The organism is Microtetraspora sp. NBRC 13810, assembly GCF_030268685.1.
Classification (GTDB): Bacteria; Actinomycetota; Actinomycetes; order Streptosporangiales; family Streptosporangiaceae; genus BSRQ01.
The window spans coordinates 177,015-190,041 of record NZ_BSRQ01000016.1; the positions used below are offsets into that span (position 1 = coordinate 177,015).

The 13,027-nt window shown below is 70.1% G+C and carries 9 protein-coding genes, 1 tRNA gene and 1 pseudogene; 4 read left to right on the plus strand and 7 right to left on the minus strand.

The window, feature by feature from the left end; translation table 11 throughout:
• Nucleotides 1–5 precede the first annotated feature (5 nt).
• The 4 genes from QSK26_RS28530 to QSK26_RS28545 form a co-directional block, all read right to left on the minus strand.
• Complete coding sequence (locus tag QSK26_RS28530; RefSeq protein WP_285778358.1) at nucleotides 6–1,436, minus strand: serine/threonine-protein kinase; 1,431 nt, start codon at nucleotides 1,434–1,436, stop codon at nucleotides 6–8.
• Between the two features lie 88 nt (nucleotides 1,437–1,524).
• A complete protein-coding gene (gene glpK, locus QSK26_RS28535; RefSeq protein ID WP_285778359.1) occupies nucleotides 1,525–3,045 on the minus strand; it encodes a glycerol kinase GlpK in 1,521 nt (506 codons plus the stop codon).
• Nucleotides 3,046–3,060: 15 nt separating this feature from the next.
• Entirely contained in the window at nucleotides 3,061–3,897 is an 837-nt protein-coding gene (locus QSK26_RS28540; RefSeq protein WP_285778360.1) for an MIP/aquaporin family protein, read from the minus strand.
• A 439-nt stretch (nucleotides 3,898–4,336) separates the two neighbouring features.
• The gene (locus tag QSK26_RS28545) at nucleotides 4,337–4,915 is read right to left on the minus strand and encodes a TetR/AcrR family transcriptional regulator (protein WP_285778361.1); all 579 of its coding nucleotides are present in this window, start codon (nucleotides 4,913–4,915) and stop codon (nucleotides 4,337–4,339) included.
• Nucleotides 4,916–5,055: 140 nt separating this feature from the next.
• Here QSK26_RS28545 and QSK26_RS28550 point away from each other — a divergent pair, with 140 nt between their 5' ends.
• Together QSK26_RS28550 and QSK26_RS28555 are read left to right on the plus strand one after the other, a co-directional pair.
• Nucleotides 5,056–6,294, plus strand: a complete 1,239-nt coding sequence (locus tag QSK26_RS28550; protein ID WP_285778362.1) for an amidohydrolase family protein — start codon at nucleotides 5,056–5,058, stop codon at nucleotides 6,292–6,294.
• Entirely contained in the window at nucleotides 6,275–6,985 is a 711-nt protein-coding gene (locus QSK26_RS28555; protein ID WP_285778363.1) for a YqeB family protein, read from the plus strand. The genes QSK26_RS28550 and QSK26_RS28555 overlap by 20 nt, the downstream gene beginning before the upstream one ends.
• A gap of 104 nt (nucleotides 6,986–7,089) precedes the next feature.
• Here QSK26_RS28555 and QSK26_RS28560 read toward each other — a convergent pair whose 3' ends face one another.
• On the minus strand, nucleotides 7,090–8,559 hold the full coding sequence (locus tag QSK26_RS28560) for an alkaline phosphatase PhoX (protein ID WP_285778364.1): 1,470 nt from the start codon (nucleotides 8,557–8,559) through the stop codon (nucleotides 7,090–7,092).
• A gap of 240 nt (nucleotides 8,560–8,799) precedes the next feature.
• Here QSK26_RS28560 and QSK26_RS41920 point away from each other — a divergent pair.
• A pseudogene (locus QSK26_RS41920) lies at nucleotides 8,800–9,015 on the plus strand (ABC transporter substrate-binding protein); the annotation flags it as partial.
• 91 nt (nucleotides 9,016–9,106) lie between these two features.
• Here the strand turns inward: QSK26_RS41920 and QSK26_RS28570 are convergent.
• Complete coding sequence (locus tag QSK26_RS28570; RefSeq protein ID WP_285778366.1) at nucleotides 9,107–9,649, minus strand: flavoprotein; 543 nt, start codon at nucleotides 9,647–9,649, stop codon at nucleotides 9,107–9,109.
• Between the two features lie 138 nt (nucleotides 9,650–9,787).
• On the opposite strand from QSK26_RS28570, the gene QSK26_RS28575 reads away from it, so the two are divergent.
• Nucleotides 9,788–9,861: transfer RNA gene (locus tag QSK26_RS28575), tRNA-Ile, on the plus strand.
• A gap of 425 nt (nucleotides 9,862–10,286) precedes the next feature.
• Here the strand turns inward: QSK26_RS28575 and QSK26_RS28580 are convergent.
• Nucleotides 10,287–11,879, minus strand: coding sequence for a site-specific integrase (locus tag QSK26_RS28580; protein ID WP_285778367.1), 1,593 nt, complete (start codon nucleotides 11,877–11,879; stop codon nucleotides 10,287–10,289).
• Nucleotides 11,880–13,027: the final 1,148 nt, after the last annotated feature.

Consider the following 13,027-nt stretch of genomic DNA (forward strand, 5'->3'; position numbering starts at 1 on the left):
CGCCGTCAGCGCGGGAGATAGCAGAAGTTGGACTTGCCCTTGAAGCGGTGGACCGCGCGCGGTTCGTCGAACCTGGTCCGGCACGCCTCGTCCCGCTGTCTCCCGCTCAGCAGCATCCGCTCGCCCTCCCGCCTGATGCAGTAGGCGCCCAGCTCGGGAGTCTCCAGGTTCTCCACCCACTCCCAGCCGATCGACTTGCAGTAAGAGGTGAACCGCCCGGGGCCGAGCTCGGTCAGCCCGGCCGGCGACGTGTCGGCGGACGGCTCCGGCGCGGATTCCGAGGGGGGTTCCGAAGGCTCGTCGGAGACCGGGGCCGGGGTGGCCGCCGGAGTGTCGGGCGACTCCGTCCCCGAGGGGGACGCGGCCGGCGCCGTGGGCCGCGGGGTGGTCTCCGCCGGGATGCCGCCGGTCGCGCTGCTCGGCGACGGGCCGCCGGAACCGGTGTTCGCCAGGATGATCCCGACGCCGCCCGCGAGCACGGCCACGGCGACCACCGAGACGACCGCCACCCGGGTACGGCGGCGCCCGCGCCCCACGGCCCCCGACGGGTCGGTGGGCGGGGCATCCCCCGTGCCCGCCGGCCGAACGCCCGCCGCGGCCATCGCGCCGGCCCGGGGCGTGGTGTGCTCTCCCCCGCGCACCAGCCGGTCGAGGACCTGCTGGGCCGTGGGCCGCCGCGCCGGGTCCTTGGCGAGGCACTCGGCGAGCAGGCCGCGCAGCGGCGCCTCGATCCCGTCGAGGTCGGGCTCGTGGTTGAGGATCCGGTTGAGGATGACCGGGATCGCGTCGTCGCCGAACGGCGGGCGGCCGGTCGCCGCGAAGGCGATGGTGGACGCCCAGGCGAACACGTCGAGCGCCACCCCCAGCTCGCCCGCGGCCAGTTGCTCGGGCGCCATGTAGGCGGGCGTGCCCATCACCCGGCTGGTCACCGTGCTGCTGCCGGACAGCGCGCGGGCGATGCCGAAATCGATCACCCGCGGCCCGTCCGGCCCGATCAGCACGTTCTGCGGCTTGAAGTCCCGGTGCACGACCCCGGCGTCGTGCAACGCGACCAGCGCGGTGGCGGTGCCGATGGCCAGGCGTTCGAGCACGGCGCCGGTACGCGGCCCCTCCCGCGCCACCACCTCCTGGAGCGAGGGCCCCGGCACGTACTCGCTGACGATGTACGGCCGCTCGCCGGACAGGCCGAAGTCCACCACCTGGGCCGCGCAGAACCGGGCGACCCGCTTGGTGACCTCCAGCTCGCGCAGGAAGTCGTCGCGGGCGGCGGCGTCGCGGCCGAGCCGGGCGTGGAAGAGCTTGACGGCCACGAGCCCGCCGGAGTCCGACTCCGCGAGGTAGACGACGCCCTGGCCCCCCTCCCCTATCCTCCCGACGACGCGGTGCGCGCCGAATCGCTCGGGGTCGTTCGGATCCGGGGGCTGGACGTCCGGCATGGGGTCTCCGGCGGTGTGGGGGGTGCACGGTCGGGCTTACCCAACATCATCTCCCATATGACCGGGACGTGTCAGGGGAGGGACGCCGTCATTCGTCGACGTCGACCCAGTTGAGCGTCCGCTCCACCGCCTTCTTCCAGCCCTTGTAGGCGCCGGCCCGCCGCTCGTCGTCCCACTCCGGCTGCCAGCGGCGGTCCTCCCGCCAGTTCTGCTTGAGCTCGTCGGTGGACTTCCAGAAGCCGACCGCGAGCCCGGCGGCGTACGCGGCGCCGAGGGCGGTGGTCTCGGCGACGACCGGCTTGGAGACCGGCACGCCGAGCACGTCGGCCTGGATCTGCATGCACAGCTCGTTGGCCGTGACCCCGCCGTCCACCCGCAGCACGTCGAGGGCGACGCCGGAGTCCTGCCGCATCGCCTCCACCACGTCGCGGGTCTGGTAGCAGATCGCCTCCAGGGTGGCGCGGGCGATGTGCGTGTTGTCGTTGAACCGGGACAGCCCGACGATCACGCCGCGGGCGTCGGAACGCCAGTAGGGCGCGAACAGGCCGGAGAACGCGGGCACGAAGTACACGCCGCCGTTGTCCGCGGCCTGCCTGGCCAGGGCCTCGCTCTGCGCGGCGCCGGAGATGATGCCGAGCTGGTCGCGCAGCCACTGCACGGCCGAGCCGGTGACCGCGATCGAGCCCTCCAGCGCGTACACCGGGGCGTCCTCGCCGAACTTGTAGCAGACCGTGGTGAGCAGGCCGTTCTGCGAGCGGACCAGCTCGGTGCCGGTGTTGAGCAGCAGGAAGTTGCCGGTGCCGTAGGTGTTCTTCGCCTCGCCCACGTCGAAGCAGACCTGCCCGACGGTGGCGGCCTGCTGGTCGCCGAGGTCGCCCGACAGCGGCACCTCACCGCCGAGCGGCCCGTCCGCCCTGGTCACGCCGTACAGGCCGGGGTGCGAGGAGGGCTGGATCTCGGGCAGCATGCGCCGGGGGACGCCGAAGAACGACAGCAGCTCGTCGTCCCAGTCGAGGGTCTCCAGGTTCATCAGCATCGTGCGGCTGGCGTTGGTCGGGTCGGTGACGTGCACCCCGCCGTCCACGCCGCCGGTGAGGTTCCACAGCAGCCAGGTGTCGGTGTTGCCGAACACCGCCTCCCCGGCCTCGGCCGCCTCGCGCACCCCTTCGACGTTCTCCAGGATCCACTGGATCTTGCCGCCGGAGAAGTACGTCGCGGGCGGCAGGCCGGCCTTGCGCCTGATCACGTCGCCGCGCCCGTCGCGGTCCAGCGCCGCGGCCAGCCGGTCGGTACGGGTGTCCTGCCAGACGATCGCGTTGTAGTACGGCCTGCCGGTGGTCCTGTTCCACACCACGGTCGTCTCGCGCTGGTTGGTGATGCCCAGCGCGGCCAGGTCGGCGGCGGTCAGCCCGGCCCTGGTCATCGCGGTCTGGATCACCGCGCGGGTGCGCTCCCAGATCTCCGTCGGGTTGTGCTCCACCCAGCCGGGCCTGGGCAGGATCTGCTCGTGTTCGAGCTGGTGGCGGGCGATCTCGTTGCCACCCTTGTCGAAGATCATGAAACGGGTGCTGGTGGTTCCCTGGTCGACCGCTCCGACGAAGTCAGGCATGGGCGTACCGCCTCCTCAAGATCGCTCTGATGTGGGGTAATTCTCCGGCTCCGGCACCCTGCCCGACTCCGGCTGGACCTCGACCGGCAGGAAGCGGGCCACCAGGAGCTGGTAGAGCCCCGTCCCGAGGAGCCCGCCGAGGACCGGCGCCACGATGGGCACCCAGAAGTAGAGCTGACCGTACTGATCCTGCCAGGCCGTCTGATACCCGGTGAGGAACGACGCGAGGCGGGGGCCGAAGTCCCTGGCCGGGTTGATCGCGTAGCCGGCGTTGGTGCCCCAGGCCATCCCGATGGCCACCACGACCAGGCCGACCACGAACGGCGCGAGGTTCGCCAGCGGCGGCGAGTTGCGCACGTCGGAGATCGCCACGATGAGGAAGAGCAGGATCGCCGTGCCGATGATCTGGTCCCAGAAGCCGCCCCACAGGCCGACCGGCAGGGTCCCGTTGCCGGGCAGCGTGGAGAAGACCCCCTGGGTCTTGAGCGTGTGCCCCGGGTCGGCCGCGTAGAGCACGTCCGCGTAGGCGAAGCGGACGATCAGGGCGGCGACGAAGGCGCCCAGCGTCTGCGCCACCGCGTACGGCACGACCTTGCGCCAGGGGAATCCTTTGAAGACCGCGAGCGCGATGGTCACGGCGGGGTTGAGGTGGGCCCCGCTGACCCGGCCCGCGACGTAGACGCCGAGGGTCACGCCGAGTCCCCAGGCCCAGGTGATGCTGTCGTGATCGCCGATGCCGCCCGCCACCACCTGGGCGACGACCCCCACGCCGAACAGGATCAGGATCATCGTCCCGGCGAACTCGGCCGCCATTTCGCCGAGCAGTGCCCGGCCCGTCCTTCGTTCCGCCATCTCACGCTCCCACGGCCGCGCGGCCACCCCGGTGGTGACCCACCCCTGTCCGGAGCGGGCCCCGACAGCCGTGCGGATGATCATGCGAAGGCGAACCTCACGGCTCTCCGGGACGTTAAGTGCAGGATGTGATTCGGTCAACAGCCAACTGTCACGTATGTCAAAATTTGACCATAAACAGCACTATCCTGCGTGATCGCTGTCAGAGCCTCTATATACACGGTCAAATCTGGCGAAAGTGCGTTTCCGAGCGGCGCGAACGCATCCGTTCCGCGCCCGCCGCAACCGGACGCGACTACCCGGCCCACCCCTCCCCCAGGACCGCGGCTCCGGCCCGCCAGCGGAATCCGGCCCATTCCGGCGGCCCATTCCGGCGGCCCATTCCGGCGGCCCATTCCGGCGGTTCCCGCACAACGCCTCCGGCGAGGCGCCGACGTCTTCACCGGTCACCTTCGGGGCCGCCCTCCCAGCCGCGGCCGATCGCCGCCGTCACGAAAATGCCGGCCAGTTCCCGTGCGTAGTCCTCGCCCGCGTCGGCGGGCCGCCGTCTCAGCTCACCCGGGACGGCCTGCATCGCGGCGAGCATGGCGCCGGCGAAGGCGTCCGGGTCGAATTCCCGGAACTCTCCTTCACGCTGTCCCTCCGCGAGGAAGGCAGCCAGCTCGGCCCGGCCGGTCTCCTGCTGTTCGGCGATCCGGCGGCGGATGGCCGGAGAGGAGGCGGCGGTGCCGATCTCGCGCCTCGCCGCCATGTCCTCCGGGGCGCGGACGCAGTGGAGAACGTGACCGGTGAGGATGCGGCGCAACCCGTCCTCATAGCTCGCCACCGGCTCCGGGCCGCCTTCCATGGCGCTGTCCAGCCGAGAGCCGACCTGGTCGAGCACCGCGCCGATCAGCTTGTCCTTGGTCTTGAAGTGGTAGGTGATCAGGGCAGGGCTGATCGACGCGCGCTCGGCGATACGCACGAAGGAGGCGCGCGCGAAGCCTTCTGCCGCGATGGTCGCGATCGCGGCCGTCACGATCTGATCGCGGCGGGCGGCTTCGATGAACGATCTGCCACGGTCATCGCCGTCAGCACCGACTGTTTGCATAAACAGGATCCTATATGTTCAACTAGTCGCGTGTTCAGCCGCAGTCGAACCACGTCGGCGAGCCGCCGGTGAACAACCATCTCCTGGCCTTGACCGGCGCGACCGCGCTCGTCGGCGACACCATGGAGCCGTGCCACGGCGCGACCGTCCTCATCCAGGACGGCCGGATCGCGGCGGTCGGTCCGGACGTGGCGATACCGCAGGCCGCACGGATACTCCACCTGCCGGGACGTACGGTGCTTCCCGGGCTGATCGACTCCCATGTCCACCTCGGGCCGCCGGAGACGACCCGAGGCGTCAGGCCCGGCCTCCTGGCCAGATCCAAGGCGGTCGTCGACTGGATGCGGTTCCAGCCGGGCAAACGGCGCGGCTTCCTGCGCCACGGGGTGACCACGGTGTGCAGCCTGGGCGACGAGAACGACTGGGTGCACGACTTCCGCCGTAAGAGCGCGGTCGCCGAGTTGGTGGGGCCGCGCCTGCTGATCGCCGGTCCGATCTTCACCTCCCCCGGGGGACACCCGGTCGCCACCGTCGGCGCCAGGCCCGATGCGGACTGGGTCCGCGTCCCGCGCAGTCCGGACCAGGCGCGCGAGCAGGTGGGCGCGCTCGTCACGGGCGCCGATCCCGTCGACGTCGTCAAGGTCGTGCACGACCGCGGCGACCCACGACGCACCCCCCTCGAACCCCTCGAACCGGCGATCCTGCAGGCGATCGTCGAACAGGCCCACCACCACGGCAAGAAGGTCGCGGCGCACTGGGGCACGCTGGAGGACCTGGCGGAACTCCTCGCCGCCGGCGTCGACGGACTCCACCACCTCGAACCCCGCGGCCCCCTGCGGGGATGGCCGCCGCACCTGCTCACCGCCATGGTGGACAGCGGCGTCACCCTCGCACCGACGCTGGCCGTCACCGATGCCTTGCTCGACGGCGAGACCGCGGCCCTGCTGCGCAGCCGGGTCGCCGAGTTCCACGAGGCCGGCGGCACACTCATCGCGGCCAGCGACTCGGGCATGCCCTCGGTGCATGCGGGCAGCGGCCTGATCCGCGACATCGCGCTGCTCGCCCGGTCGGGTCTCACCGCCCGCGAGGCCGTCCGCGCCGCCACATCGGCACCCGCTCAAGCCTTGGGCACTGACCAGATCGGCGCGGTGGAGGCCGGCCGCGCCGCGGACCTCCTCGTCGTCGACGGCGACCCGCTCGCCCGCCTCGACGCGCTACGCGCGGTGGTGATGGTCCTGCGCGAGGGCCGCATCGTCGTCGACCGAACCAGCAGAAAGCACGAGTCGCATGGCACACAGCAGCCCTGACCGGCAACCGGCCGTCGTCCGGCACGGCGCCGGGACCCATCTGTTCCTGTGGACGGTCTTCCCGCTCCTCGGCGCCGCGGCCGGCTGGGTACTGTCGCGGCTTCCCGGGTGGATCATGAGCATCCCCGCCATCCCGCCCATGGAGAAAGTCGAGTTCCTCGCCCGGTTCCTGGGTGCCCCGGTGACGACGGCCGTCCTTGTCGTGGTCGGAGTCGTGGCCGGCGGCGTCCTGGCCCTGACGGCCTATGACGACATCGTCACGGTCGAGGTGGGCCCCGGCACGACGACGATCACCCGCTCCGGTCAGGCGAAGACGTTCAGCCGCGACCTGATCGACGGAGTGTTCGTCGACGGAAAGGACCTCGTCCTCCTCGGCCCGGACACCGAGGAACTGGCGCGCGAGAAGACCGACCACAACGCAGAGAAGCTCCGCTCGGCCTTCCACGAGCACCGCTACCCCTGGCTCGACCGCGATCCGCACCGGGACGAGTTCCAGCGGTGGGTCGACGGGATGCCCGGGCTCGACGGCCATGCCCAAGCCGTCCTGCGGGCCCGCCAGACCGCCCTGGAGGCCAAGGACTCCGCCGACATCGCCGAGCTTCGCACCGAGCTCGCCAAGCTCGGCATCGTCGTGCGGGACGTCGAGTCCCGCCAGTACTGGCGTCCGGCACCAAGCCGCAGAACCACCTGACCGGGGCGGGCACGCTCCCGCGCGGCCCCCGGGCGGGCGGGAAGGGCACCGCCCCGCCCCCTCATCGGGGCGGGGCGGGGCGGTGCTTTCCGGAGGACTCCAGGTCAGCGGTGACCGTTGCCGTGACCGTGGTCGTTACCGTGGTCACCGTCGTGGCCGTGACCGTGGTCGTCGTTCCGCCCGCCCCAGGGGCCGGTGATCGCGATCACGTGGCCCGGGGTCTGGATGCCGGCGAAGAGGATCTTGCCGTCGGTGCTGAACACCGGGCCCGCGAACTCGTTGTCGTTGAGGTCGTTACGGGCCATCGGGTAGGACTTGCCGCCGTCGGTGACGCCGACCAGGTGCTGGACGCCCACACCGTCCTCGGCCACGATGACGCCGCCGTACGGGGAGGCGGTGATGTTGTCCGGGCCGTCGTAGTCGGTGTCGGCCTCGGGGTCGGGGTTGACGCCCCAGATGCTCTTCAGGGTGATCGTCTCCGACCGCGGGTCGTAGAACCACACCTGGCCGTCGTGCTCGTTCACGCTGCCGTCGTCGTGGCGGGCGTAGCTGGCGGTGAAGTAGACACCGTTGTCACTCCACCACTGGCCCTCGAACTTGCGGCTGCGGGTGACCTTGTCGTCACCGAACTGCTTGCGCACCGAGGTCGTCTTGGCGTCGCGCTCGGGGACCTCGACCCACCGGACCTTGTACGTGGTGCCCGGCTGGGTGGCCTCGGACAGGTCCTTGATGTGCTTGCTGCCCTTGTAGCAGGTCATGGCCTCCAGCTCGCCCGCGGTGTCGCCGCCCTTGCCGAGCGCGAGCTTGCGCAGGGCGCCCTTGCCGGCGCGGAAGTGCTTCGGCGGGGTCCAGCGGAAGTACAGGCCGAGCGGGGTGTCCGCGTCCTCGGTCAGGAAGATCTCGTTGGTGCGCGGGTCCACGGCGACGGCCTCGTGCGCGTACCGGCCCAGGAACTTCAGCGGGACCGGGTTCTCGTTGGCCTCACGGTCGAACGGGTCGACCTCGAAGACGTAGCCGTGGTCCTTCTGGAACGTTCCATTGGCCCGCTGCTCGGTCTCCTCGCAGGTCAGCCAGGTGCCCCACGGGGTGACGCCGCCCGCGCAGTTCTGCACGGTGCCGGCGAGGCTGACGTACTCGCGGACCCGGTTGCCGTTCCGGTCGACCTCGATGTTGGTCGTGCCGCCGCGCGCGCCCGGGTCGTAGGTGAGGCCCTTCAGGGGCGGCACCCCGTAGGGCTCGCTCCCGCCGATCTCGTGGTTGTTGACCAGCACGCCGCCCTTGGCGCTGCGGAAGTAGCCGGTGCCGTCGGTGTCGCTGGGAGTCGGCTCACCCGACTCGAGCAGGGTCTTGCCCGCCTCGGCGACGATCTTGTAGGAGAACCCCTTGGGCAGGGCGAGGATGCCGGCCTTGTCGGCGATCAGCGGACCGTAGCCGGCGACCTTGCCGGCACCGGTCTGCGCGGCCTGCGCCATCGCGGGACCCGCGACCGACTCAAGCGTGCCGACGACGGCGAGACCGAGCCCGCCCGCGGCTCCGGCGCGCAGGAGGTCGCGGCGAGAGAACGAAGAAGTCATGAAAGCGCCCTTTAAGTGCATATCGTGCATACAGGTAAGCATTTGGACCTAAGTGGGCAGCCCTTAACGCTTCCTTCCGGGACGCGGACGACAAGATGAACGGGCGGCCAACGATCACTCCGAGACCGTACGGTCACGCAGCGTTCGACGGGCCGAAGGCCACGACCGCATCGAGCAGCTGCTCGGCAAGAAGATCGTGTACACCTCGGTCGGCACCCGCCTGGAGCCGAACCTGGAGTGGTGAGCAGCCTCAGGCCGGACCTCGTCATCGCCGACTCGACCAGGCACGCCAAGATCTACAAGCAGCTCGCCTCCATCGCGCCGACCGTCGTCCTGAACAGCTGGGAGGGCGGCTACCAGGAGACCAAGGACGCCGTCGTCACCATCGCCGACGCGCTCGGCGACCGCGAGGCCGGGGTGCGGGCCGTGCGGAAGCACGAGCAGGCCATGGCCGCGATGGCGGCGCGCATCCCCGAGGACGAGAAGCGGACCTTCATGCTGGTCGTCTCCACCCCGCACTCCATGACGCTGCACACCTCCAGCTCCTTCACCGGCTCGGTCTTCCTCCACGGCGGCCGGAGTCCCTCATCCCCGGGAGGGCCGCCACCGCCGCCCCCCACGGAAAACCCTCCGCACCCCCGTCGTCCACGGACAGGACCCGCACCCCCTCGGCACGCAACTCGGCGACGCTACGCCGGTAGGCCGCCCGCGAGACCAGCGCGTCGCTCACACAGGGCAGCACCACGACCGGAATCCCCAGCCCGGGCGCCTCGGCCAGCAACCCCAGCGCGTACGTGTCCGCGATGCCCGCGGCGAACTTGTTGATCGTGTTGAAGGTGGCCGGCGCGACGATGATCGCCCCCGGCCGCGGCGGCTTGGGCTCGCTCGGCCTGCGGTAGCGACTGCGCACCGCCCGCCCCGTCAGCCGCTCCAGCGCCACAACGTCGAGGAACTCCAGCGCCGCCGGCGTGGCCACCACCTGCACCTCCCACCCCGCCTCCCGCGCCCCCGCCACCAGCTCCCCGACGCCCCCCGCGACCCCCGCCGCGCACACGATCACGTACAACACACCCTCGTCCGCGACCCCCACCACACCCACCCCCAGTCCAGCCCCACTCCCAACAAGCAGGACCCATCGCCCGAAACATCACTTCGGCCGCAATATAGGCCCGCTGAATGCTGATCTGTGCTGGCATCACGCGGTATATATGAGAGACTGCACGTCTGCGGGGCGGTAGCTCAGCCGGTCAGAGCAGCGGACTCATAATCCGTGGGTCGTGGGTTCAAGTCCCACCCGCCCTACTCTTCAATACCGCGTTCGACCTGGGGTTTCTCGGTTCTCGTCGGCCTTTGATCACGTTGTTGATCATGGTTGGTTGCTCGGTGGTTGCTCTTGTGTACGGACCGTGTATCGCGGTAGATCATTTAGAGCGCCATCGTCAGTTCAGACCCGGGTGACGACCATCAGAAGATCAAGCCAGAAGGTCTGCACGACGCCGCCGGTCAGCGATGGCCTTATGCGCGGTCAAGTCTCCTCCAAGCCGCCTCGTCGTGCTCCCCAGGCATTTCTGACCAGCAGATAAAAGATCCGCTGCTTCACAGCGATCCTCTCGGCCCCGTTCACAGCACAGGCCGGGGATCGATCGGGTGCATCTTCTGCGCATAGCCGTTGAGAGCAAACAGGCAGGCCCGCCAGCGAATCGGCGGGCCTGCCTGGTCGGAGTGGCTCAGGTAGTGGTCGTGCCGACATGGTTCGGCAGGGTGATCAGCCGGGCGGTCTGGGCACCTGCGGCTGCGGTGTTGACGAGAGCGGCGGTGGATTCGGCGGCGGCGCGGGCCACCTCCGGGTAGACGCTGGTGTAGGTGTCGCGGGTGAAGGTGGAGGAGACATGGCCGAGGGTCTCCTGCACGACCTTCAGATCGACCCCGGCAGCGAGCATGAGCGAGGCGGCCCCGTGGCGGAGGTCGTGCAGCCGCACCGGCGGCAGCCCCACCTGGAAGGCCAGCTGGTAGAAGTGGTCGCTGACCTGCTGCGGATGCAGCGGCTGGCCGATCTCGTCGGTGAAGACGAACCCGCTGTCCGCCCAGGCCTCGCCCGCGATCAACCGCTCGGCGGCTTGGCGTTTGCGGTGCGCGCGCAGCGCGGTGACGGTGTCCTCATCCAACGCGATGGTGCGGTCGCTGGCCTCGGTCTTCGGCCTGCCCTGCACCGGTTCCCAGCCCAACTGGGTGATCTGCCAATGCACTCCGGCCGTCCCGGCGGCCAGGTCGACGTCCTTCCAGCGCAGCCCAACCGCCTCACCCCGGCGCAGCCCACGCAAGGCGATCAACCGGTACAGCGCGGACAGCCGGTGGGTGGCCGCCTCGGCGAGGAAGGCGAAGGTGTGGGAGGGCGTCCACACCATCACCGGCGACGGTCGCGGCACGGACGCGTACACGTTGATCATGCTGGGCCGGCTGAGCCGGGCCCCGCGCCGCCGCTGCTCGACGTCGAGCCGGTGCTGCAGGTCGCGGTTCCAGTCGGTGACCCTCTCGTCGGTCCACACCAGCGCCTTGGGGCGTTCGGCGTCGGGGAGTTCGACCACGGCGGCGGGGTTGAAGTCGATCAGCCGGTCCTGCTTGATCGCGATGTTGAGGGCGTGCCGGAGGGTGGCGCGGATGCGGTGCATGGTGGCCGGGCCGACCGGCCGCCGGTATCGGACCTTGGCTCGCTCCTCGGGATCGCCGCTGGCGCGGGCGGTGGTGATGACGTCGTTGAACTCCTCGATCGCGTCGAACATGCCCGCCACATCGGACACCCGGAGCCGGTCCAGCCGGATATCGCCCAGGTAGGGGGTGAAGTACAGCCGGATGTGCGCCTCGTAGGAGCGACGGGTGGTGGCGTCGATCTTCCGCTTGCGCCGCAGGAACTCCTGCATCCACTCGGCCACGGACACCGCGGGATTGAGGTCCTGTCGGGTGCGGACCTTGCGCCGCACCTCCTCCACCGGCGGCAGCGCCTTGGTGTCCTTGAGCACCGACAGCAGCAACTCGGTGATCTTCCGCTGGATGTGCGGGTCCTCATCCAGCGCCAGCAGCGCCCGGGCATGCTCCAGTTCGGCCTCCACCTCCTCCAGCGTGGCAAAGCCCCGGCGGCGCAGCGGATTCCGCCGCCGACCGTCGGCGTGTGCGGGCAGCTCCAGTTGGTAGGCCCACCGGCCATGGGTGCTGCTCCACCGCTCCCCGCCGCCCGGGCGGCGCAGCTTCGGGCAGGCCTTGCCCAGTTTCTTGCCGGTCGCCTCGTCCCGGCAGGAACACGTCTTGAAGGTGGTTCCGTTCATCGTCGCTGTCGCACCTTTCCGCTTGTTCGCTGACCTCGCGTCGCCGACCACTCGACGCCGCGCTTCCTCCGGCGCTCCCCATCCCCGCGACCCCCGCCGATCGCCGTCGGCGCCGGTATGACCGGGGCAGGACGACACCGGGGGCATCGCACACCCGGCCCATCACCGCGCCGGTCGCCGTCCGGCGGCCCGGAGTGGGGATTGCCGTGCCCCGGGCCGGAGGGCGGCCCCGGTCGGCCCGCACAGGCCCGTTATGGGGCCGCAGCGGGGATGTTCGGGGCCGCCGGATGGCCCGGGGGCGGTCGGTATCGACGCCCACCTCCATTGCCCGTGTCAAGCGATATCCGCTGGTCACATGTCCCGGCCCACGCCCCGGCCGAGCCTGGGGCGTGCTGCTGCCTGCCTCGGTCACAGGACGCCGGCCTCGCGCGGAGGGCTACGCCCTGATCACGTGACGGCGGTCTCCGCTGGTGGGGAAGGCACAGCATCGAGATTCGGCGAAGTGGCTGAGCTGTACAGTCACCATCGGGTCCCCCAATCCGGCGAGCGAACTCATCCCTGTCACTTATTTAAATACCGGCCACAACGGCCGAGTTAGGACAGCGCGATAGGCCAACCTTGAGTCAAATCCAGCATCGGACTCCACGCCGGGCTGCCCGAGCAACCAACAGCGGCTCACGGTTTCGAATCCATGACATTCACGGATAAATCGCCGCTGGCACTTCATGAAGGAACGTCCGCATTCGATGCATTTGTGCTGGCACTTCCGAACCCCGCGCGACAGAACACGACACGCTCTGACATGCAGGAACAAAGCTTGGGACTTTTAATCCGTAGGTTCCGGGTTCGAGCCCCGGGCGCCCTACCACTCCACACCCCATCCGACCTGGGCTTTCTCGGTTCTCGACCGTCTTCGGCGAGGCGAAACCGGCCGAGTTCATGCTCGTCACATGCTCTTCGGCACGCGTCCGGCACGTCGGCGGGTCGATAGCGAGGGCGAATTGCGTCGTTTGCGCTGTCGATCAACAGCCGCCTCAAGCCGGATCGTAAAGCTAGACCCAAGTGGCACCCAGTAGCAGGGCTCGACGCAAGGGTCCACGAGGGAGACACGTCCGGCCTGATTACAGACCCGTCCAAACAGCGGTCAA

What these genes read in the sequence shown, in the direction of transcription:
- QSK26_RS28560 (WP_285778364.1), bottom strand. Translation starts at nt 8,559, where the DNA reads ATGACTTCTTCGTTCTCTCGCCGCGACCTCCTGCGCGCCGGAGCCGCG.
- QSK26_RS28580 (WP_285778367.1), bottom strand. Translation starts at nt 11,879, where the DNA reads ATGAACGGAACCACCTTCAAGACGTGTTCCTGCCGGGACGAGGCGACC.
- QSK26_RS28540 (WP_285778360.1), bottom strand. Translation starts at nt 3,897, where the DNA reads ATGGCGGAACGAAGGACGGGCCGGGCACTGCTCGGCGAAATGGCGGCC.
- QSK26_RS28530 (WP_285778358.1), bottom strand. Translation starts at nt 1,436, where the DNA reads ATGCCGGACGTCCAGCCCCCGGATCCGAACGACCCCGAGCGATTCGGC.
- glpK (WP_285778359.1), bottom strand. Translation starts at nt 3,045, where the DNA reads ATGCCTGACTTCGTCGGAGCGGTCGACCAGGGAACCACCAGCACCCGT.
- QSK26_RS28555 (WP_285778363.1), top strand. Translation starts at nt 6,275, where the DNA reads ATGGCACACAGCAGCCCTGACCGGCAACCGGCCGTCGTCCGGCACGGC.